The 20,238-nt window shown below is 61.5% G+C and carries 21 protein-coding genes, 1 tRNA gene and 1 pseudogene; 15 read left to right on the top strand and 8 right to left on the bottom strand.

The features are described 5' to 3' along the window. Positions 1–59 precede the first annotated feature (59 nt). Positions 60–713, bottom strand: coding sequence for a 5-oxoprolinase subunit PxpB (gene pxpB / locus B0B13_RS11765; RefSeq protein WP_076787574.1), 654 nt, complete (start codon positions 711–713; stop codon positions 60–62). Between the two features lie 189 nt (positions 714–902). Between pxpB and B0B13_RS11760 the strand changes: the two genes are divergently transcribed. Continuing rightward, complete coding sequence (locus tag B0B13_RS11760) at positions 903–1,415, top strand: winged helix DNA-binding protein (RefSeq protein WP_076785936.1); 513 nt, start codon at positions 903–905, stop codon at positions 1,413–1,415. Positions 1,416–1,431: 16 nt separating this feature from the next. Here the strand turns inward: B0B13_RS11760 and B0B13_RS11755 are convergent, their stop codons facing one another. After that, entirely contained in the window at positions 1,432–2,055 is a 624-nt protein-coding gene (locus B0B13_RS11755; protein ID WP_076796534.1) for a 5-formyltetrahydrofolate cyclo-ligase, read from the bottom strand. Between the two features lie 33 nt (positions 2,056–2,088). Here B0B13_RS11755 and B0B13_RS11750 point away from each other — a divergent pair, with 33 nt between their 5' ends. Genes B0B13_RS11750 through B0B13_RS11740 form a run of 3 tightly spaced genes read left to right on the top strand, consistent with a single transcriptional unit; the run spans position 2,089 to position 5,621 of the window. Then, positions 2,089–4,062 carry a lytic transglycosylase domain-containing protein gene (locus B0B13_RS11750; protein WP_076797309.1) on the top strand — a complete coding sequence of 658 codons (1,974 nt, stop codon included), beginning with the start codon at positions 2,089–2,091 and terminating at the stop codon, positions 4,060–4,062. A 58-nt stretch (positions 4,063–4,120) separates the two neighbouring features. Then, the gene (locus B0B13_RS11745; RefSeq protein ID WP_076785938.1) at positions 4,121–4,369 is read left to right on the top strand and encodes an NAD-dependent epimerase/dehydratase family protein; all 249 of its coding nucleotides are present in this window, start codon (positions 4,121–4,123) and stop codon (positions 4,367–4,369) included. Positions 4,370–4,376: 7 nt separating this feature from the next. Then, entirely contained in the window at positions 4,377–5,621 is a 1,245-nt protein-coding gene (locus B0B13_RS11740) for a multifunctional CCA addition/repair protein (protein ID WP_076796531.1), read from the top strand. A 166-nt stretch (positions 5,622–5,787) separates the two neighbouring features. On the opposite strand, the gene B0B13_RS11735 is transcribed toward B0B13_RS11740, so the two are convergent. Both B0B13_RS11735 and B0B13_RS11730 read right to left on the bottom strand, forming a co-directional pair. After that, positions 5,788–6,486, bottom strand: a complete 699-nt coding sequence (locus B0B13_RS11735) for a dienelactone hydrolase family protein (protein WP_076785940.1) — start codon at positions 6,484–6,486, stop codon at positions 5,788–5,790. Between the two features lie 156 nt (positions 6,487–6,642). Beyond that, a complete protein-coding gene (locus tag B0B13_RS11730; RefSeq protein WP_076797308.1) occupies positions 6,643–7,863 on the bottom strand; it encodes an MFS transporter in 1,221 nt (406 codons plus the stop codon). 313 nt (positions 7,864–8,176) lie between these two features. Between B0B13_RS11730 and B0B13_RS11725 the strand changes: the two genes are divergently transcribed. The 3 genes from B0B13_RS11725 (at position 8,177) to B0B13_RS11715 (ending at position 11,180) form a co-directional block, all read left to right on the top strand. Then, the gene (locus tag B0B13_RS11725; RefSeq protein ID WP_076796528.1) at positions 8,177–8,836 is read left to right on the top strand and encodes a HugZ family pyridoxamine 5'-phosphate oxidase; all 660 of its coding nucleotides are present in this window, start codon (positions 8,177–8,179) and stop codon (positions 8,834–8,836) included. A gap of 458 nt (positions 8,837–9,294) precedes the next feature. Next, entirely contained in the window at positions 9,295–9,594 is a 300-nt protein-coding gene (locus B0B13_RS11720) for an H-NS histone family protein (RefSeq protein WP_041753907.1), read from the top strand. Positions 9,595–10,013: 419 nt separating this feature from the next. Further along, positions 10,014–11,180 (top strand): cation diffusion facilitator family transporter, encoded by a 1,167-nt coding sequence (locus B0B13_RS11715; RefSeq protein ID WP_076796525.1) that lies wholly within the window; start codon positions 10,014–10,016, stop codon positions 11,178–11,180. Between the two features lie 13 nt (positions 11,181–11,193). On the opposite strand, the gene B0B13_RS11710 is transcribed toward B0B13_RS11715, so the two are convergent. Next, positions 11,194–11,652 (bottom strand): Lrp/AsnC family transcriptional regulator, encoded by a 459-nt coding sequence (locus B0B13_RS11710; protein WP_076785944.1) that lies wholly within the window; start codon positions 11,650–11,652, stop codon positions 11,194–11,196. Between the two features lie 249 nt (positions 11,653–11,901). Between B0B13_RS11710 and B0B13_RS11705 the strand changes: the two genes are divergently transcribed. Further along, positions 11,902–13,035, top strand: coding sequence for a glycosyltransferase family 4 protein (locus B0B13_RS11705; protein WP_076796522.1), 1,134 nt, complete (start codon positions 11,902–11,904; stop codon positions 13,033–13,035). 19 nt (positions 13,036–13,054) lie between these two features. On the opposite strand, the gene B0B13_RS11700 is transcribed toward B0B13_RS11705, so the two are convergent. Next, entirely contained in the window at positions 13,055–13,735 is a 681-nt protein-coding gene (locus tag B0B13_RS11700) for a 3'-5' exonuclease family protein (protein WP_076796520.1), read from the bottom strand. Positions 13,736–13,746: 11 nt separating this feature from the next. After that, entirely contained in the window at positions 13,747–14,394 is a 648-nt protein-coding gene (locus B0B13_RS11695; RefSeq protein ID WP_076785946.1) for an MBL fold metallo-hydrolase, read from the bottom strand. Between the two features lie 605 nt (positions 14,395–14,999). Between B0B13_RS11695 and B0B13_RS11690 the strand changes: the two genes are divergently transcribed. Then, positions 15,000–15,629 (top strand): septal ring lytic transglycosylase RlpA family protein, encoded by a 630-nt coding sequence (locus tag B0B13_RS11690; RefSeq protein WP_076796517.1) that lies wholly within the window; start codon positions 15,000–15,002, stop codon positions 15,627–15,629. 59 nt (positions 15,630–15,688) lie between these two features. Here the strand turns inward: B0B13_RS11690 and rsmI are convergent, their stop codons facing one another. Further along, positions 15,689–16,516, bottom strand: a complete 828-nt coding sequence (gene rsmI, locus B0B13_RS11685) for a 16S rRNA (cytidine(1402)-2'-O)-methyltransferase (RefSeq protein WP_076797307.1) — start codon at positions 16,514–16,516, stop codon at positions 15,689–15,691. A 233-nt stretch (positions 16,517–16,749) separates the two neighbouring features. On the opposite strand from rsmI, the gene B0B13_RS11680 reads away from it, so the two are divergent. The 6 genes and pseudogenes from B0B13_RS11680 to B0B13_RS11655 all read left to right on the top strand — a co-directional run bounded on the left by B0B13_RS11680 (position 16,750) and on the right by B0B13_RS11655 (position 20,089). Then, a complete protein-coding gene (locus B0B13_RS11680) occupies positions 16,750–17,124 on the top strand; it encodes a YraN family protein (RefSeq protein ID WP_076787580.1) in 375 nt (124 codons plus the stop codon). Positions 17,125–17,156: 32 nt separating this feature from the next. Next, on the top strand, positions 17,157–17,744 hold the full coding sequence (locus B0B13_RS11675; protein WP_076796512.1) for an SIS domain-containing protein: 588 nt from the start codon (positions 17,157–17,159) through the stop codon (positions 17,742–17,744). A gap of 22 nt (positions 17,745–17,766) precedes the next feature. Continuing rightward, a complete protein-coding gene (locus B0B13_RS11670; RefSeq protein ID WP_076797306.1) occupies positions 17,767–18,552 on the top strand; it encodes a BON domain-containing protein in 786 nt (261 codons plus the stop codon). Beyond that, a complete protein-coding gene (locus B0B13_RS11665) occupies positions 18,552–18,950 on the top strand; it encodes a c-type cytochrome (protein WP_076796509.1) in 399 nt (132 codons plus the stop codon). The genes B0B13_RS11670 and B0B13_RS11665 overlap by 1 nt, the downstream gene beginning before the upstream one ends. 57 nt (positions 18,951–19,007) lie before the next feature. Beyond that, a tRNA-Ala gene (locus B0B13_RS11660) sits at positions 19,008–19,083 on the top strand. Positions 19,084–19,189: 106 nt separating this feature from the next. After that, positions 19,190–20,089, top strand: a pseudogene (locus tag B0B13_RS11655) (tyrosine-type recombinase/integrase). Positions 20,090–20,238 lie beyond the last annotated feature (149 nt).

Here is a 20,238-nt window from a genome sequence, read left to right as displayed (position 1 = left end):
GTGCCTCCCTGCCCAGTCATTGCGCGCCTGCAGTACCGCAGCGCAAGCCCGTCCATCTTTCATGCCAGCACCTCCGCGATGGTGAAGCGGACTTTATCGCCTGGCAGCAGTGTCGTGCTTGGTGTCCTGGCTGGATCGAACAGCACCATGTCCGAGCGCCCGATCAATTGCCAGCCGCCCGGCGACGTGGCCGGGTAGATGCCAGTCTGCTCGCCGCCGATGCCCACTGATCCGGCCGGCACCGCGAATCGCGGCTCGTGCCGCCGCGGCGTGGCCAGGCTTGCGTCGAGTCCGCCCATGTAGGCGAATCCGGGCTGGAAGCCGAGAAAGAACACAACGTATTCACCGGCCGCATGCCGCTCGACCACTTCGCGGGGCGAGTAGCCGGTGTGCCGCGCCACGTTTTCCAGGTCCGGTCCCGCCTCGCCGCCGTAGCGCACCGGGATCTCGACGACGCGGCATGCTGTCTCCTCGGCCGGGGCTCGCGCCCAAGCGCCGCGCAGCTGTATCGCCAACCCGTCCGGATCGGCATGTAGCGGGTCAAATACCAGGGTGACGTTGTTCATGCCAGGTACCACGTCCAGCACATGTGGCCAGTCGCGTGCCATCCGGGCCACATGCCACACGCGCTGCTGGTACGCGAGCGTGGCCGGCGGTGGCAGCTCGCACACCAGTGCCTGATCGCCCAGCGGGAAAATTCTTGGTGCAGTCATCATTGATTCGCCTCCATAGCCATGCATTCTGGTGAAGGGGGCGCGTATCCGCGCGTGCCTCAGGCATATTTTTATCTCGTATTGTCAATAAAATATAGAGAATTTATCAATAAGTGTTTTCACGAGACATTGCCGAGCGTTTGTCCGCCGCTATACTGGGGGCCCTGCAACGAACCACGGTCATTTGGCATGATCCGCACGCCAACGAAGATTGTCTCGTCAGAACACCTCATGTCTGAAACCAGCGCGGAGCTGTCTGAGTTCGAGTATGGATTGATCCTGGCTAGCCACGCGTTCGATCGTTGGATGGTGCGCTGTATGTCCGCGGCGGGCGCCAAGGACATGACGGCAATCGAGGTGTCGCTGCTGCATCATGTGACACATCGCGAGCGCAGGAAGAAACTGGCGGATATCTGTTTCGTGCTGAACATCGAGGATACGCATGTGGCGACGTACGCGCTGAAAAAGCTGGTCGCGCGCGGTTACGTGGCCAGCGAGAAATCCGGTAAGGAGGTGTTTTTTTCGGCGACTGAGGCCGGCCGCGAGCTTTGCCTGAAGTATCGCGAGGTGCGCGAGAGTTGCTTGATGGTGACGTTGGCCGAAGCCGGCCTGGACAATGCGCAGATCGGTGACGCCGCGCAGTTGCTGCGCACCGCGTCAGGCCTCTACGATACGGCCGCGCGCGCCGCGACGTCGCTCTGAGCGCGTCGGGCGGCGATCAATAGCAGAGCGCGTCTGTGACGATAACGTCCAGCGGCAAATCGTGCGCTTCGTGCGGCAGTGAGTCCGCCCGCGAGCATTCATAGGCGATCCCCACGGTGACCGGCGGGCCCGCGTGCGCCGGCCAGGCAGCCAGCGTCCGGTCGAAATAGCCGCCGCCGTAGCCGAGCCGGTACCGTGATGCGTCGAAGCCAACACATGGCGCTAGCAGCAGGTCCGGTACGACGCTGACTTCGTGCGCCGGCACGGGAATCCGATAGCGCCCTTCTTTCATCGGCGAGTCGGGTGTCCACGCGTGGTAGGCCATCGGCGCGTGCGGCGCGACGATAACCGGTAATGCTGCCCGCCGCGCGGCGTCGCCGCTCAGCCAGTGCGCGACCACGCGTCGCGCGTCGAACTCTGCAGCAACCGGCCAGAACAGGCCCACGCAACGCGGCGCATACCGCTGCAGCACATCAGCCAGGCGCACCGCCAATTCGACGTCGGCCTGCGTGCGCTGCGGCGTGCCGGCGAAGCGCTCGCGTTCGGCCAGCAACCGGGCGCGCAACGCCGTCTTCAGCGACGATCGCGTTGCGCTTTCTTCGCTCAGCAGTCCTGGCTCGCGTGCTATGCTTTTTATCACTGGCAGAGTCCTTGTTTAAACGTGAAAAAGAAGATACCCGTGCGCGTTCACCGAGTATATCGTGCGGTCACAGGCGCGTTGACGGCGGCGCTCTTTGTCGTGTGCGGCAGCGCTTTTGCGGTACGGTCGCTACCTGGCGCCGTGCCGTCCGATCCGGACCAGATATTCGTGCAGCTTCGTGAGGCGGCACGCAGGAACGACGCGGCCGGCGCTACACGGCTGGCGGCATTGATTCCCGATTATCCCGCTGCGTCGTATCTGACGTACTTCCAGATCAAGCCCACGTTGTTCGATGACCAGGGCCACGCGCGTGTCGATGCGGATGACGCACCGGTGCTCGATTTCTTGTCGCGCTACGATGGCCAGGCGATTGCGGAGCGGATGCGCAGCGATTACCTTGCGGTGCTCGGCGCGCGCCATGATTGGCGCAATTTCGACGCCCAATATGCGCGGTTTGTGCTCGACGACGATACGCAGATCAAATGCTACGCGCTCGAGTCCAAGGCAGCACGGCGCCAGGATGTCGCCGATGCGGCGCGTGCGCTGCTCGTCGAGCCTAAATGGTATGGTGACGGCTGCATCGACCTGATCACCGATTTGGCGCAGCGCGGCCAGTTCAGCGCCGATGACGTATGGGCGCAGATTCGGCTGGCGCTCGAGCAAGGCTACTCGAGTCTGGCGTCCAAGTTTGTCGAGGCGCTCGGCAGCGACCGGCCCGATTCAGTGCTGTACGAGCAGGCGACGTCGTCTCCGCCGCTGTATCTGGCGCGCGGGATGGCGCCGAATACGCCGGCACACCAATTGGCGTTGGTCGCGATCACGGCGATGGCACGCAATGATCCCGTGCTAGCCGCGACGACCTTCGCGTCGGTCAGTGAAGCGCTTACCCCCCAGGAGCGGGCGCTTGGTTGGGGAACAATTGCATACCAGGGCGCCATCAAGCGGCTGCCGGCGGCCGCGCACTGGTACCGCCTGACGACCGGTGCGCTGTTGAGCCCGCCGTCTTACGAATGGCGGGTGCGCAGTGCATTGATGGTTGGCGACTGGGCCATGGTGCGCTGGAGCATTGAGCAGATGCCGCCGAGGTTGCGCGCGCAGCCCGCGTGGGTCTACTGGCATGCCCGTGCGCTGGCGCAGGCCGGCGACAAGGAAGCTGCAGCGCAGGAATACGAATCGATCGCATCGCAGTTCCACTTCTACGGTCAATTGGCCGCGGAGGAACTCGGCCGCAAGACGACGGTTCCACCGCGCACCGAGGTCACCGATGCGGAAGTGGATGCGATGAGCAAGGTGCCCGGCTTCGCGCTTGCGCAGCGCTTTTATGCGCTGAACCTGCGTTTGGAAGGCAATCGCGAATGGAATTGGCCGCTGCGGCCGATGAGCGATCGGCAGTTGCTCGCCGCCGCCGAGTATGCGCGTCGCATTCAACTGTACGATCGCGCGGTAAACACTGCGGAGCGCACGCAACTGCAGCACGACTTCACGCTGCGCTACCTGTCGCCGTTCCGCCAGACGGTCGAGCGCGATGCACAGCGCACCGGGCTGGACATCGAATGGGCATATGGGTTGATGCGACAGGAATCGCGCTTCATCATCAACGCACGCTCTGGCGTCGGCGCGAGCGGCTTGATGCAGCTGATGCCGACCACCGCGCAGATGGTTGCCAAAAAAATCGGCCTGGGCAGGCTCTCGCGTGCGCAGATGAACGACATCGACACGAATATCCTGCTCGGCACAAACTATCTGTCGATGATCTACAATCAGTTCGACGGCTCGGCCGTGCTCGCGACGGCTGGCTACAACGCCGGCCCCGGCCGGCCGCGCCAGTGGCAAAAGAGTCTCAACCGGCCAGTGGAGGGCGCGATCTTCGCGGAAACCATCCCGTTTTCAGAGACGCGGGATTATGTGAAGAACGTGCTGTCGAACACGACCTACTATGGCGCGTTGTTTGAGGGCCAGCCGCAGTCGCTGAAGGCGCGCCTGGGCGTGATCCTGCCCGCGCCGTGACGAATCAGCGTGCACGAGCGTGGGTAGCGCGCGTCGTGTTCACGTCGGGAGGCGAATTATGCGACAGACGAGCGTCGTCGTGCTTGGCGCGTCTGGGTTCATCGGCCGCTATGTCGTGAACGCGCTGGTTCATGCGGGCAAGCGGGTCGTCGTCGCGACGCGCCGGTGTCAACATGCCGCGCATCTGACGCGGCTGCCGGTCGACGTGGTCGAGGCCGATGTCTATCCAGAGCGTGGCGCTGCTGTATCTGATCGGTGCGACGTGCGAGGCGTACTACAGCGCAAAGCGTATGATCGGGAAAAGTGAACGGCTGATGAATGTATACGCAGTGGGTGGCGCCATCCGCGACGAGTTACTGGGCAAACCGGTGCAGGATCGCGACTACGTGGTGGTCGGGGCGACACCCGAGCAGATGATAGCGCAGGGCTTTCGCCCCGTCGGCAAGGACTTTCCGGTATTCCTGCACCCGCGCACGCAGGAAGAGTACGCGTTGGCGCGCACGGAGCGCAAGACGGCAGCCGGCTATCACGGGTTCCAGTTTTTCTATGCGCCGGATGTGACGCTGGAGCAGGACCTGGCGCGGCGTGATCTAACCATTAATGCAATGGCGCGGGCGGTGTCGTCCGATGGCACGCTGCACGGGCCCGTGATCGATCCGTTCAACGGCCAGGCGGATCTCCAGGCGCGTGTGTTTCGCCATGTCAGTGACGCGTTCGCCGAGGACCCGGTGCGCATTCTGCGGGTGGCGCGCTTTGCCGCGCGCTTCACCGATTTCACCGTTGCGCCGCAGACACTGGCGTTGATGCGGCAGATGGTCGCGGCGGGCGAAGCCGATGCGCTGGTGCCCGAGCGCGTATGGCAGGAACTCGCGCGCGGTTTGATGGAGGCCGAGCCCTCGCGGATGTTCGATGTACTGCGCCAATGCGGTGCGCTGGAGCGCGTGCTGCCCGAAGTGGCGAGGCTGTTCGGTGTGCCGCAGCGTGCCGACTATCATCCGGAAGTCGATACCGGCGTGCATGTGATGATGGTGATCGACTATGCGGCGGCGCGGCACTATGCGCTGCCGGTACGCTTTGCCGCGCTCACGCACGACTTGGGCAAGGCCGACACGCCATCCCATGTGCTGCCACGCCACACTGGACATGAGGCGCGTAGCGTCGAGCGCATCCTGCCGCTGTGCGAACGTCTTAGGGTCCCCAACGATTGCCGCGATCTGGCGGTGTTGGTAGCGCGCGAACACGGCAACGTCCATCGCGTGATGGAGATAGGGGCGGCCGCGCTGGTACGTATGCTCGAGCGCAGCGACGCGCTGCGCAAGCCTGCGCGGTTTGCGCAGGCGCTGCAGGCCTGCGAGGCGGACTTGCGCGGGCGCCTGAATTTCGTGTCTCATCCTTATCCTCAGGCCGAACGACTGCGCGTCGCGCTGATGGCCGCTCGCGGCGTCGACGCCGGCGCCATCGCGCAACGCACGGCCGGCGAGCCGGCCCGCATTAAGGAGGCCGTGCATATGGCGCGTGTGCGGGCTGTCGAGTGTGCGATACGCGAGGGCGCACGGTAGCGTGCCGGCGGCTATTCCGGGGCTTTCACTGGTTGCAGCGACACCCAAGCTTGCTATGCTGTGCCGCGCCGCCGCGTAATACACGCGGTGCTTAGCGCGGACGGTCCGGTGCGCTCGTTGCCGAGCTGTTCCCCGCGCACATCCGTCCGACCGTGCTGCCGGTCGCCTACAGATGTTCGACCAGGAAAGTCAGCGTGCGCCCATGTGCCAACGCGGCTGCGCGTTGCTGGTAAGTTGCGCGATGCGTGCAGTTGAAGCCGTGGTGTGCGCCTGGGTACAGATGGAATTGGGCATTGTTCCGGCCCGTGAAGCGCTCCTTTACCTGACCCACCGCGGATAGCGGGATATTGGCGTCCTCCTCGGCATAGTGAAACAGTATCGGCACATGCACCTGTGCCGCGCGGTCCAACTGGTTCTGGATGCCGCCGCCATAATAGGCGACCGAGGCGTCCACCGAGCCGTGCGCGGCCATGTTGTAGGCGAGCAGCCCGCCGAAGCAGTAACCGATCGCGGCGATCCTGCCATCTTGTTCCGGTAGCGCGCGCAGCGCCTGCGCGGTCGTGGCGAGGTCCTTCAGCGTCTTGCCAAAGTCGACCTGCTGCATCAGCGTGATGCCCCGGCTGCGATCCGCGTCTTCATACCCGAGCTCGACTCGCGGCTCGCTGCGCCAGAAAATGTCCGGCGCCAGCACTACGTAGCCGTCTGCCGCGTACTGGTCGGCCACTTCGCGGATGTGCTGGTTGACCCCAAAGATCTCCTGGATCAGTACGATCCCGGGCCCCTTGCCGGTGTGCGGGAGCGCGAGATACGCCTGGAACGTTCCGTCGTCGGTGGCAATGTCATGCCATGTCGAATGCGTAGTCACGTTGATTTCCGAGTCGCTAAAAAGAATCGAATGGAAAGAATTGGTCAGTGTGCCACCATTTCAATTGCTGCGCGCGCATCGCCGGTGCATTGCGTTGCGGCGGTGACCGGAATGAATCATGTCAAAGTATTCCCCTAAATTAATTTGATGGCCGACTCACAGTCCGATGCGTTTCAGGCCCCGCGGCCCGACGACGGCGACCAGCGCTGCGCACAGCGCGACAATCGATAGTCCAATCGGTAGCGTCGTGGCTTGAGCCACGCCACCGATCAGCGCAGGGCCCACCAGCAATCCCACATATGCCATTCCCGCAACACGTGCCAAGCCCTGCGCTGCGCGCACGCCTTTGACGTTGGCCGCCGCGGCAAACAGTACCGGCATCATGTTCGCCATGCCGAGTCCCATTAACGTGAAGCCGATCAGCACGATATACGGGAAAGGCAGCAGCAACGCGATCACCATGCCGGTACAGGCGAGCAATGCGCTCATGCAGACGAGTTGGGGCGCGCCGAGACGGGCGCGGATCCAGTCGCCCGCGAATCGTGCGACGGCCATGCCGGCTGAAAACGACGCGTACGCCGTACCTGCAAAAGCGGGGCTGGTCAGTACGATGTCGCGCATATAAACAGTCGTCCAGTCGTACATTGCACCTTCGGCGATTAGCGCGATCAGCGCGACACTGCCGAGCAGCGCCAACTCACGCGAGCCGCTGTGTGGCTTGCCCGGCGGCGGATGCCTATTCTCGGCGACATGCGGCAACACGCGGCCACGCGCCGCGAGTAGGACCGCGGTGGCTATCAATGACACTACAGCCATATGCAGTTCAGGGGCAATACCTAGGCCAAGCAACGCCGCACCGGCAGCCGCCCCGCCCATGCCGCCGATGCTCCACATGCCGTGCAACGACGACATGATCGGCCTGGCAGCAGCGTTCTCGATCGCACTGGCTTCGGCATTCATTGCAACATCGATGGTGGCCATCGTGACCCCGAACAGTGCAAGCATGGCCAGCAGTGCAATATAGGAAGGCATGGTGAGCACGAGCGACGCACTGACTCCCATTGCGGGGCCGGTAATCAGGTACGCGCGGCGTGTACCCACCTTCGCGAGCCATGGCCCGACACACAGCATCGCCGCAATCGAACCGCCGGCCACTGCAAGTAGCGCGACGGACAATTGTGCGGCGTCCAGTGCGAATTTGTCGCGTACCGTCGGTATGTTTACGCCCCACGACGCGTACAGCATGCCGCTCACGAAGAAGACCGCCATCGTCGCGATGCGCGCGCGCCATAGTGTCGAGCGCGGCAATCGCCGCGCGGTGGAGGAGGGCGACGTGGCAACCGGGTCAGGCACATTCGAAGAGTATTGATCGGACACAAGCGAACCCCGCGGCGAGCCCGCCGAATGGGGCGGCGCCGAGCTGAAGTGAACGGGACCGCGTCCAGCGCGCGGCAAGACCACTCATTTTAGCGAACGCTTGATACCCGCGTCGCCAGCGAGCCGTTAAGATCATTGCGTGCTGTGCTGTGCTGTGCTGTGCTGTGCTGTGCTGTGCTGTGCTGTGCTGTGCCGTAGGCCCAATGCCGGAGGGGGAAGACACAGCAGAGGATGCCTGCCGCAGGTACCACGCGGGAACGGAATAGGACTCGTCGCCCGTGAGCGGCGGTAGCGTGACTGATCGAGGTGATTCTTGAACATCCCTGTAACTGCTCCGATTCATCTGCTGCACGCCCAACCGGTGGGAGTGCTGGCGACGCATGCTCGCCAATCAACAGGATTTCCATTTCCGACGGTTTTGTCCTACGCGTTGGATGCGCACCATCGTCCGGTTGTCCTAGTCAGTCGTCTGGCAGAGCACACGCGCAATCTTGCCGCGGATTCGCGCGCGGGTTTTCTCGTCTACGATCCCGCAGTTGACGTGTCGAACACCGAACGGGTCACGATCGTCGGGCGGTTCGAGCCGACCGATGAGACAGGGGCGACGCTGGCGCGTCGATATTTGCGTTATCACCCAGAGGCTGAGCAATATTTGGCGCTGGGCGACTTTGTGTTTTACGTGCTCAGGCCGCAGCGCATCCGCTACATCGGCGGATTTGGCGCAATGGGATGGCTGGACGCCGCGCAATGGGATGGTTTGCCTGCACTTGCGGAGCACGAAGAGCAGGCGTTGATCGACGCATTGACGCCGAGCGACGCGGCAGCACGCGGTTTCCGCCTGCTTGGGGTCGATCGCTTCGGCGCGGATTGGGTGCAACACGGCTGCCGTGCACGTGTAGCGCTGAACGAGCCGCAAAACGATCTGGAGGCGTTGCGTGCGGCGCTTGCCGCCGAACTGCGTCAACTCGGCTGACTGCCCGGACGGTGGCGCGTTCGCTACACGAAATTATTTGAAACACGAACGCGTGCGCATTCTTCTGCTGAAAGGGTTAAACCCGACGTATTAATTAATCTGACCATTCGTCGTCAGTAGAATAGTGCCTCGCTTCCTTGCGGTCAGGAAAAGTCTGGACTAGTCAATACGCGAGGGCCCACGCTTTAGCGGTTTATCAAATAAAATCGAACTCGAATGTCGATTGCCATGGTCTCCGGATGATTGTTGATCAGTGGTCACTGCGTTCGCCGCTGTAATAGGCAGTCGCGCGAGCATATTTTTGTAACATGACGTCAATCCAATGCTGAATCTGTATATCAACTATTTGTCTCAGTCGCATTTTGTGTTAAATTCACCCGGTACTATTCCGAGGTGATCTCTATTGGAGCGACTTAACGGGCGCAGAACCGAGTCGTGTCTACTATCCAAGGACCCCTATGTCATCGTACAAAGAGCTTCTTGCACAGCGTGAAAAGCTGGAAAAGCAAATCGAAGAGGCAAAGGCCAAAGAGTTTGCTGAAGTTGTCAACGACATCAAACAAAAGATGGCCGATTATGGTATTACACTGGCTGATCTCGGCTTTGGCCGGGGCAAGCTGGCGAAGGCGGGACGGCCTCGTGCAGGTGTGGCGCCGAAATATCGCGACCCTGCTAGTGGCAGCACTTGGTCGGGTCGTGGCAAACCGCCGAAGTGGATTGCTGGAAAGAATCGGGATCAGTATTTGATTCAGCAATAAGTCAGGAGGCCGCGCAAGCGGTTATAGCGAGGGTGTGCCGAACCACGGATCGCCCACAAAGAGAAGGCCGTGTGCCCGACAAGGGCCACTGGCCTTTTTTATTGCTGCGTCTCAAACCGTGCCGGGCGCAAAACTGTGTCGGATGCGAAACTGTACCGGACGCGAAACTGTACCGGACGCGAAACAAGCCGGGCGTCAAACCATGGTGGATTCAAAACCATACCGGCTGCGTACTCTGACGGATACTGCGAAATGGCGTGTGATAGCCCTGCAGCGTGTTGCAGACGTGGAATGAGAATGCGTCACATCATCGTAAACTGATGATTTTATTCTGAAAAATCGTGAGAGCGGCGCGAACCAGATTCGGCTGATAAAATAGCCATCCAATCAATGGTCTTCGCCGCCCTGATCTATTTTTCATGACCGCTCCGTTGCCCGAGCGCCAAGTCGTCGCACAGAAATCCACATTGGTGAGCATCGTACTCAATACGGTGCTGATGATGACGCAGATCGTGGTCGGCGTGCTTGCCCATTCGCAAGCGCTGGTTGCCGACGGGGTGCATTCGCTGGCCGACCTCGTGTCTGACTTCGTCGTGCTGGTTGCCAATCGGCACAGCGGGGCCCACCCGGACGCCGATCACAACTACGGCCATAGCCGCTACGAAACCGTTGCTTCGCTTTTTCTGGGTAGCCTGCTGATCGTCGTGGGCATCGGCATGATGTGGCGCGGCGCGCAGCGCATCGCCGATCTCGATGGCATTCCGCCCGTGCATGTGTCCGCGCTCATCGTCGCCGTGGCGGTGTTGTTTTCCAAGGAATTACTGTTCCGCTATATGTTGCGCGAGGCGCAGCGGGTGCGTTCGGCGATGCTGGTGGCCAATGCATGGCATGCTCGATCCGATGCCGCGTCCTCGCTCGTGGTTGCGGTCGGCATCGTCGGCAGTCTGGCGGGCTGGCGGTGGCTGGATCCGATCGCGGTAGCCGTCGTCGGCTTCATGATTGTCCGGATGGGCTGGATTTTTAGCTGGGATGCGCTCCAGGACTTATCGGACCGAGCGTTGGACGAACAGACGACACGTCGGATCCGCGAAATGCTGCTATCGACACCTGGCGTACAAGGGGTGCATGAACTGAGAACGCGCAAGATGGGCGATGCGGCATTGGTCGATGCTCATATTCTCGTAGAACCTCGAATCACCGTTTCCGAGGGGCACTATATCGCAGAGACGGCCCGTTTGCGTGTGCTGAAGGAGCCGCACGTGCTTGATGCGTTGATCCACGTTGATCCGGAGAGCGACGACGAGCGCATCGCGTGGGAAGCGTTGCCGCCGCGCGATCAGTTGCGCAAGAATCTGGAGCGCGAACTCTTCCCTCACGGCGTGCAGTTCGTGTCGTTCGACATCCATTATCTGCGGCACGGCGTCGAGCTTGACTTGCTGCTCACACCGGGCAGCGGCGCGCAAGCCGGTGGTGACCATGACTTAACTCAGGCGCTCGATCTCGATGCCGTCGCCCAGCGTCTCGGCGTGTGCCAGATCCGGCTGCAGCAGAGGGTTGGTCCGGCTGCGGTGCACGCGACGACCTAATGTGCACACCGTATCAAAGCGGCAATTGCGTGTCGAACTTGATTTCCCGCAGTACGATGCTGGTGTGGACTTGCGCGACGGCTGGAATCGTGAAAATGCGCTCGTGCAGGAACGTGTCGTAAGCTTTGATATCGGCTGCAACGATTTTTAGGATGTAATCGGCCTCGCCCGTCGTGCTATAGCATTCGGTGACTTCCGGGCAGGTCGCGATTTCCCGCTCAAATTGCTCCACGCCGCCCTCGGTATGGCGCGTCAAATGGATATGGGCGAGCGCGCACATAGGTAATCCGAGCTTTTCCCGGTCGAGCAACGCAGTGTAGCGCTGGATCACCCCCGACTGCTCCATTTCCTTGATTCGTCGCCAGCACGGCGTACTCGATAAACCGACTTGATCGGAAATTTCCTGTACCGAGCGGCGCGCATCGAGCTGCAGCAGGCGCAATATCTTTTGAGAAAACGCATCGAGTGCCAAGAGTGCCTCCCTTTAGCGCGTTTCTATTTCTTGAATGGTAGAGAAGTCGCGAATAAAACGCAATTCGTATCGGTTGTATTGAGTGACTTGGTCTCTGTCCAGTCTACTTGCCGCGGCACTTTTACTCATAGTGCCCATATTCGCCGCGTTGGCGTGCGGGCCGGCGTTTTTGCGATTGGCAATTGTGTGAGTCGAGCGGCTCCATTAGACTGCGCGCGCTCGCAACAAAAACTTTTTTACGCTCTTATCATGCGCGTCGTGCTGGTGGCCAATACGCTGTGGTCCATTGTCATCTTTCGTCCAGGGCTGCTGCGCACGCTGGTTGGAATGGGGGTTGATGTCGTCGTGATGGCGCCTGTCGACGATACGTTGCCACGTGCACGCGAACTGAACGTGCGGGTCATCCCGCTGGAGCTGTCCGCGAAAGGCACGAACCCGCTGCACGATCTCGGGTTGGTGCGCACGCTCGTGACGCGCTACCGTGCGCTGAAACCGGACCTGGTGTTCCACTACACCATCAAGCCGAATATCTATGGTTCGATCGCGGCCAAGTTGGCTGGCGTGCCGTGTATCGCCGTGACCACCGGACTTGGCTACGCGTTCGTGAATACCAATCTCGTCGCGCGCGTGGCCAAGGTGCTGTACCGCTTCGCTTTTCGTTTCCCGCGCGAGGTGTGGTTTCTCAACGGTGACGACCGGCAGGACTTCGTCGCGCAGCGACTGGTCGATCCGGTCAAGACGCAGGTGTTGCCCGGCGAGGGCATCGACCTCGCCCATTTCGCGCCGCGTGCAGCGGGCATGCCCGACGGCAAGGTGCGCTTTCTGCTGATCGCCCGCATGCTGTGGGATAAGGGGGTTGGCGAATACGTCGAGGCCGCCCGCCTTGTCCGCGAGGTGTATCCGCAGGCGGTGTTCCAATTGCTCGGCGCGACCGACGTTGCCAATCCAAGTGCGATCAGTGCCAAGCAGATGCGCACGTGGGCCGCCGAAGGCGTGGTCGAGTACCTCGGCACGACGCAAGACGTGCGCGATATCATCGCGCGCGCTGATTGTCTCGTATTGCCGTCCTATCGCGAAGGCGTGCCTCGTACGCTGCTGGAGGGGGCGGCGATGGCCAAGCCGCTGGTGGCGACGAAGGTGATCGGGTGCCGGGAAGTCGTAGTCGACGGCGAAACCGGACTGTTGTGCGCGCCCAGGGATGCCGCGGACCTGGCGCGCAAACTTCAGCACATCATTGAAATGGGGCCAGACGCGCGCGCGACCATGGGCGCGCGCGGGCGACGAATGGTTGAGCAGCGCTACGACGAACGGATCGTCATTGAGCGCTATCTAGAAGCGATGCAGCGGATTGGATTGAGGATCACTGACATGCCGGTAGCGTGACGGCTGGCGGCTTAGGGGCTCAAAGGCCGCCGCCCTGTTGCCCGGGTCCCGTTTCGGACTCCGCGGGGCCTGCCGTTGGCTCGAGAGGCGTTGCTTTTGCGAGTTCGTCGTTCGTTGTCTCCGCCAGCCATTGGGCATGCGCCGCCTGGTGGACGCTCAACTCCGACAGCATGTTGCAAAACAATGCCCCCTGCTCGATCGCATCGTCGAGCGCCACATGCGTGTGCGGATGGGCGTCGAACCAGTGCTTCGGCAGTCGCGGCTTGATCGCCTTCCGGTAAGGCAGCCCGGTCATTGCAAACGCCAGCGTCTTGATGTCTAGCGCCGACCAGGAAAACGGGCAGCGGCCAGCAAAGCGCATCATGTACCAGAACATGAACGTGAAGTCGAAGCCGGCCGGATAGGCCACGAAGACGGGCTTGCCGGGTAAAGCCTCGACCCAATCGACATAGGCGGGCAGTGCTTCTTCGGGCGCGCGCGTATCTGTACGGCATGCTGCCCAAGCGTCGGGTTGCGTTTTCCACCACGCGTCCTGAATCGGATGCGCAGACGCGCCGGGCAGCGTGTCCAAGTTGGCAGAGAACGTTGCGATCAGTTGTTTGTCCGCGGTATAGGCCGCTGATGCGAAACTCAGCATTGAATGCGGGCCGGGAATTGGGCCGTCAGCCTCGATATCAGTGCTGACATAGATTTCGTCCATTGAGTATCCGGTTAACTGGCAGTAATGTGGTCCGCCACGTATGGGTTCGTGCGCCGCTCGTCGCCGAAGGTCGACATCGGACCGTGTCCGGGGACGAAGCGTACGTCGTCACCGAGCGGCCACAGCTTCTTGCGGATCGACGAGATAAGATCTGCATGATTGCCGCGCGGAAAATCTGTCCGCCCGATCGATCCCGCGAACAGTACGTCACCGACCAGCGCAAGTCGATGTTCGCGGCTGAAAAAAACCACGTGTCCCGGCGTGTGTCCCGGGCAGTGAAGGACCTCCAGTATCTCATTGCCGAACCGCACGGTATCGCCATCGTGTAGCCAGCGGTCCGGCTCGAACGCTTGCGCCGCCGGTAGGCCGAAACGCGTGCTCTGCTGCGGCAGCAATGCCAGCCAGAATTGTTCATCCGGATGCGGTCCTTCGATCGGCACGCCGTAGTAGCTTGCCAATGCACGGGCACCTGCGCAATGGTCGACGTGTCCGTGCGTCAACAAAACCTTTTCTACGCTCGCGCCGTGCTTTTGCACCTGCGCCTGGATCAATTCCAGATCTCCTCCCGGATCAACAATGGCGGCGCGTTGAGTCTGCTCGCACACGAGCAGCGAGCAGTTCTGCATGAAGGCAGTGACGGGAATCAGCTTGACTTGCATTGGGTTCGGAAGCGCACTGAACGGCTTGGCTGAATGAAGGCAACATTGTAGTCGTCATGTCCCGATCCGCGCATCCGCGCATCTGCACGTTCGCCTGGCCGCAGTAGCGTACTGCGGAAAATGACGATCTGCACTAATCGGGTATAATGGCCGGCATGCACCTTAATTGTGCATGCCAAGTCGGACGCCCCTGCACCATCCGGCGGAGTAGAAAAGGGCGCCGTCCAATAACAACGCCGCGTACGAAACGCGGTGGCATCCAGCATTGCAAGTCGGTGCGACACGTTCCATCCGGTTGGGCGCGGGGCGCCTGATTCCCGGCGTAGCCCGGCACCGGTACGGAGCCTTCACCGCTGGTCGACATGACGCTTGTTTCGCAAGCGCCATGCCAACCGTTGTAACGTCGTCAGCGGTGATTCGGGTCTGGTTGACGTCTCTAAAAAGGGGCGGCCAGACGTGCCTTAAAACCTGGCGGATCACGGCGCTTGCCGTTTCGCGATCGTCGCCCACCGTGCGCAGCCTGCCTGTTCGGTGCTGTGGCGCATCCGTTCGTTCGCCCAGAGCCGTGGCCCTTGGCGGCGGCTCACAATAGTGAAGACGTACCTATGAAAGCTCGATGGCCTCGATGTTATGGGACCGTTTGCGCTCTTCTTCTGCTGGCCGGTTGCGCGACGGACAGCGGTCGCAAGGAGCCAACGACGGTGAGCCCGACGATGGGAAGAGCGGGGGCAAGCAGTGCGGCGGTCGTCCAGTCGGTGTCAAGCCGCGCAAAGTTAGCCCTAGATGCACTCGCGCGCGGGGAGTCGGGCGATGCGCCGGCCGACACGGCCGCACGTCATGTCTCCTCGCTTGCCGATGCCGAGCCGCTGGTCGCGGATGCGCCTGATGTGTCGGACTTCAAGCAGGAGGGGCGCGCATCTTGGTATGGCCCCCGTTTCCATGGCCGTCGTACTGCGAACGGCGAGCGCTTCGACAAGAATGCGTTGACTGCTGCGCATCGGCGCTTGCCGCTGTCATCATTCGTGCGTGTGACCAACGTGGCGAACAAGAGATCGGTGGTGGTGCGGATTAACGATCGTGGGCCGTATCACAGCGGACGGATTATTGACGTGTCGCAGGCGGCGGCGAGTGCACTTGGGCTGCAGCATTCCGGGACCGCAAGAGTGCGGCTGCAAGGCTTGTCGCGCGACGAGGCCCGCGTGGCGATGGCCGAGCAACTCGCGTCGGTCAGATGATCGAAACTGCAGGTTGGTGCAATATGCTCTGTCCCGGGCCGTGGTTCAATCGCGGCTTTTTATCTTCCCGGTCCGTCCTTTTTCAATTCAAGCGCACGCGCATAGAGCACGCCACGTGATGCGCCCGTCAGTGCGACTGCCAGTTTGACCGCGGTGCTGACTGGCACTTCGTTCAGCAATGTCGTCAGTATTGCGTCGTGCTGGTGCGCATCACTTTGCGTGGGTGCGCCAGCACCTTCGACCACAAGGACGAACTCGCCACGCAGCCGGTTCGGATCCGCGGCAAGCCATGCTGGCCCTTCGGCCAGCCTGCACTGATGCAGGCTCTCGTGTAGCTTGGTGATTTCTCGCGCGATCAACATTCGACGCGACGGGCCAAGCGTTTCGGCCAACGCGCGTACGGTCTCGAGCGCGCGGTGCGGCGCCTCATAGAAAACAAGCGCTTCTTCACGCGACGCCAATGCTTGGAGCCGGGCGGTCCGCTGCGTTGGCTTGGTCGGCAAGAAACCGGCGAAGGTGAACGTGCTTGCCCAGTCGCCGACCACGCTTAGCGCCGCGGTCACCGCGCTGGCGCCCGGTATCGGCACCACGTCTAGTCCTGCGTCGCGTACTGCGTCGACCAGCCGTGCGCCCGGATCCGAGATGCCAGGCGTGCCCGCGTCTGATACGTACGCGATACGCTCGCCCGCGTGCAGGAAATCAACGACGCGTTGCGCGGCTTCGCGTTCGTTGTGTTCGTGAACCGCCAGCAAGGGGCCCGTGATTTGGTAACGCGCGAGCAGTTGTGCCGTGTTGCGCGTATCTTCCGCCGCAATGCGGTCCACCAGCGCAAGCACGTGCAACGCGCGCAGCGTGATGTCGGCGACATTGCCGATCGGCGTCGCCATCACATAAAGCGCTGGTGCCGGATAGTGCTGGTTCTCGGCGAGCGCGAGGGAATCGATCACGGAATACCTCAGGAGAAGCGATGAGCAACGAAGCGCCCGCCATTGTGCCACGACATGGTATAGCGACTGATACTGCCCGGCCGGCGACGCAGCCGACGCAGCCGACACAGCCGACACAGCCGACACAGCCGACGCGGGCCGAAAGGGCGTTAGACAACTTTTCGCGCCGGCCGATGTCGAAGCGGGTCGGTCGTGTTTTCGAGTCGCATGCGCTGCGCCATTTGAGCTGCCACGGGTTGGCGCTAGTAGCGCGCAACGTACGTTATCGGCGCGGGGAGATTGACCTTGTTATGCGGACCACCGATGGGACGATCGTATTTGTTGAGGTCCGTGCTCGCAATCGCCCCGATTATGGTGGAGCACTCGCCAGTGTCGATGTGCGCAAGCAATACCGCCTGATGGCCGCCGCCCGGGCTTTCCTGGCTACGCGTCTGGCAGACGGGCGCCTACGGGCGGTGCCGCCTTGCCGGTTTGACATCGTCGCGTTCGAGGGAGGCCAACTGACGTGGGTCGTCGATGCCTTCAGTGAAGATCCGCGACTGCGGTAAACTCGCGGGCGAGAAACGAGCATGAGCAATTGATGTCGATCGAGAGAATTCAGCGGCAGTTCCGTGAGAGCGCGGAGTTGCAATTGACTGCATTGGACGCACTGGGAGTGCCGATTGCCGCGGCGATCGATGCTATGTTCGCGACACTGGCGAACGGCGGCAAGATCCTGACATGCGGGGATGGCGTGTGCGCATCGGACGCGCAGCGTTTCGCGGCAGCGCTCGTCGGCCGTTTCGAGCGTGAGCGTCCGGGGTTGCCGGCGCTTGCGCTGGCCAACGATGACTCGATGAGAGCGTTGGGTGGCACCCAGGCGCACGACGAGGTCTTCGCGCGCCAGGTGCGGTCGCTGGGACACGGCGACGACATACTGCTGGCGATCGGTGTGCACGATGAGGCACCGGCGCTGGTTGCGGCCATCGATGCTGCGCATGAGCGGGAGATGATCGTCGTCGCGCTGACTGGGGCCGGCGGCGGGCCGCTGATCCAATCGTTGACCGATACCGACATCCATATTTGCGTGCCTGCGCAGCGTCATGCGCGGGTTCATGAGCTTCAACTGCTGACGATCCACTGCTTGTGCGATGGGATCGATGCAATGTTGCTCGGGGAAGAAGACTGACCAAATCAGGGAGAGCTTGTTGATGACTGCCACTTGCGTTCGCAAAACGCTTATGCATGCCGTCCTGGCCGTGGGCCTTGCTTCATCGCTCCAGGGCTGCGGCCTGCTGCTGCTGGGCGGCGCGGCCGGCGGTACGCTGGTTGCTGTTGACCGGCGCACGCTCGGGGCACAGACGGAGGACCGCGAGATCCAAATCAAGGCATTGAAACGGATCGGCGGTGCATTACCGGACACCGCCCACGTCAACCTAACGGTTTATAACCGTCGCGTGTTGTTGACCGGTGAGGTGCCGGATGAGGCCACGAAGCAAAAGGCCGAGTCGATTGTGCGTGACATCACTAATGTGAGCAGTATCGCCAATGAACTGGCCGTGCAACCCGCGAGTTCGTTTTCTTCGCGCACCAGCGATACGTATATCAGCAGTAAGGTGCAGGCTGCGTTGGTCGGCAGCAAGGATATCTCGGCAAACTATTACAAATGGACCACGGAGCGCGGCATTGTTTATTTGATGGGCTTGGTGACGGTTGATGAAGGCAATCGCGGGGCGGATGTCGTCAGTCGCGTGACCGGTGTGAAGCAGGTCGTCAAGTTGTTTCAGTACGTGAAGCCCGAGGATGCGAAGTCGCTGGTGGCGACGCCGGCATCCAGTGCTAGCGCGGCTTCTGCACCCGAGGTGGAGCAGCCGACGGGGGCGACAGTGGGCGAAGTGCCGCCGTCAGGGGTGACCGCGCAACCGCTTGATCAGCAACCGCCCGCTCCCGTGTCCAACTCGGCGATCAAGCCGGGTAACCCGGAGGCTTCAAATTGATGAGTGGCGTCAATCAGGTGCGTCGGCACGAGGTTTGGTTGTTGGGTGGGTTTAGGTCTGTTCAGTGGGGACTGTTGTGTTGGGGCGTGGCCGTTGTGCTGGCGGGGACGTCCACCGGTGCACATGCGTATGATGCCGAGCGCGCGCAGACCCTGGCGAAGCAGAATGCTTGCTTTGGTTGTCATGCCATCGAGCGCAAACTCGTCGGGCCCAGCTTTGCTGAGATCGCGCAACGGTACAAGGCGGATGCGACGGCGCCCGCGCGGCTGGTCAAGAAGGTCATGCAGGGTGGAGCAGGGGTATGGGGACCGATTCCGATGCCGTCGCAACCTCGGTTGAGTGAGGCTGATGCGAAGGTATTGGTGGATTGGGTGCTGGCAGGGGCGCCGCGGAAGTAGGAGGGGAAACGTCTTGCTTTCGAGGCCTGCATTTCTGCTATACTTGTCGTTTTAAGTGGGGCGGTAGCTCAGCTGGGAGAGCGTCGCGTTCGCAATGCGAAGGTCGGGAGTTCGATCCTCCTCCGCTCCACCAATAGATTCAAGGGTTTAGCCGATGGCTAGGCCCTTTTTCTTTGGTAGATTCGATTTATTGCGCCAATTTTGCGCCACTCGGGCTGTCGAAGCTCGAGGAGCAGTGAATGGCATCTATCATCCGTCGAGGCGATCTTCAGTGGCAGGCCCGCGTTCGCCGGAAGGGCTACCCTGTACAGACCAAGACGTTCAATACGCGCGCGGAAGCCGAAGCTTGGGCTCGACAGATCGAGTCCGAGATCGACCGCGGCATGTTCGTCAGCCGAACGGAAGCCGAGTCGACAACCCTGTGCGAGGTACTTGATCGGTACGAGCGTGAAATTGCGCCGCTGAAGAAAGGGAAAGCACAAGAAATTTCTTTCCTGCGGACGTGGAAAGCAGCTCCGATCGCACAACGATCGATGGCGTCAGTGCGCAGTTCGGACGTGGCCAAGCTACGCGACGACTGGCTGAAGCAGGCAGATCCACCTTTGAAGCCCGCGACGGTACTGCGGCGCCTGGCCGTTCTCTCGCACGTCTCCAGCATTGCCCGCAAGGAATGGGGAATGGAGAGCCTTTCCAATCCCGTCGAGCTCGTACGCAAACCGCAAGCAAAACGTCACGTTGCTCACCTTCTCGACACTAAGAATGATAGCTCCCGAGATGTCCCCCTTTCGCCTCGTGCCATCGAGGCGCTGAAAGAGTGGCGGAAGGCTTCCGACGGCCAGCGCGCCGGCGCCCGACGCGTCTTTTCCATCAAAGGAGACGCTGTAACCCGCGCGTTTGAGCGGGCCGTAGATCGAGCTCGGAAGATTTAAGAGCAGGAATGCGAAGACGCAGGCAAGGTACCCGACACGAAGTATCTAGTCGATCTTCGTTTCCATGACTTGCGGCACGAAGCTACGTCCCGGCTCGCGTCTATTTTCCCTATGCACGAACTTGCAAAGATCACCGGCCACCGCGATCCGCGGATGCTGATGCGGTATTACCACCCCAAAGCAGAAGATCTGGCAAAACGACTTAGATAGAGGCTGCGTACATACGTACGTATGTACGCGACGATCAGCAAGGCCATCTTGTTGCTTGGCGGACGATCGTATTTCGCCGAACGGCAGCGATAGGGCGCAGCCGATATGGCGATGAGTCAGCCGAGTGGCAACAAAATTTTCGAACTGAT

Source organism: Burkholderia sp. b14, from assembly GCF_900156195.1.
In the GTDB taxonomy this organism is placed as follows: Bacteria; Pseudomonadota; Gammaproteobacteria; order Burkholderiales; family Burkholderiaceae; genus Mycetohabitans.
Note: the sequence above shows the minus strand (reverse complement) of the source record. Positions and strands in the feature narration are given on the sequence as shown.

Bases quoted from the DNA above. Each gene is read 5' to 3' on its own strand.
- pxpB (WP_076787574.1), bottom strand. From the start codon at position 713: ATGACTGCACCAAGAATTTTCCCGCTGGGCGATCAGGCACTGGTGTGC.
- B0B13_RS11760 (WP_076785936.1), top strand. From the start codon at position 903: ATGATCCGCACGCCAACGAAGATTGTCTCGTCAGAACACCTCATGTCT.
- B0B13_RS11745 (WP_076785938.1), top strand. From the start codon at position 4,121: ATGCGACAGACGAGCGTCGTCGTGCTTGGCGCGTCTGGGTTCATCGGC.
- B0B13_RS11740 (WP_076796531.1), top strand. From the start codon at position 4,377: ATGAATGTATACGCAGTGGGTGGCGCCATCCGCGACGAGTTACTGGGC.
- B0B13_RS11720 (WP_041753907.1), top strand. From the start codon at position 9,295: ATGTCATCGTACAAAGAGCTTCTTGCACAGCGTGAAAAGCTGGAAAAG.
- B0B13_RS11715 (WP_076796525.1), top strand. From the start codon at position 10,014: ATGACCGCTCCGTTGCCCGAGCGCCAAGTCGTCGCACAGAAATCCACA.
- B0B13_RS11705 (WP_076796522.1), top strand. From the start codon at position 11,902: ATGCGCGTCGTGCTGGTGGCCAATACGCTGTGGTCCATTGTCATCTTT.
- B0B13_RS11700 (WP_076796520.1), bottom strand. From the start codon at position 13,735: ATGGACGAAATCTATGTCAGCACTGATATCGAGGCTGACGGCCCAATT.
- B0B13_RS11695 (WP_076785946.1), bottom strand. From the start codon at position 14,394: ATGCAAGTCAAGCTGATTCCCGTCACTGCCTTCATGCAGAACTGCTCG.
- B0B13_RS11690 (WP_076796517.1), top strand. From the start codon at position 15,000: ATGAAAGCTCGATGGCCTCGATGTTATGGGACCGTTTGCGCTCTTCTT.
- rsmI (WP_076797307.1), bottom strand. From the start codon at position 16,516: ATGGCGACGCCGATCGGCAATGTCGCCGACATCACGCTGCGCGCGTTG.
- B0B13_RS11680 (WP_076787580.1), top strand. From the start codon at position 16,750: ATGTCGAAGCGGGTCGGTCGTGTTTTCGAGTCGCATGCGCTGCGCCAT.
- B0B13_RS11675 (WP_076796512.1), top strand. From the start codon at position 17,157: ATGTCGATCGAGAGAATTCAGCGGCAGTTCCGTGAGAGCGCGGAGTTG.
- B0B13_RS11670 (WP_076797306.1), top strand. From the start codon at position 17,767: ATGACTGCCACTTGCGTTCGCAAAACGCTTATGCATGCCGTCCTGGCC.
- B0B13_RS11665 (WP_076796509.1), top strand. From the start codon at position 18,552: ATGAGTGGCGTCAATCAGGTGCGTCGGCACGAGGTTTGGTTGTTGGGT.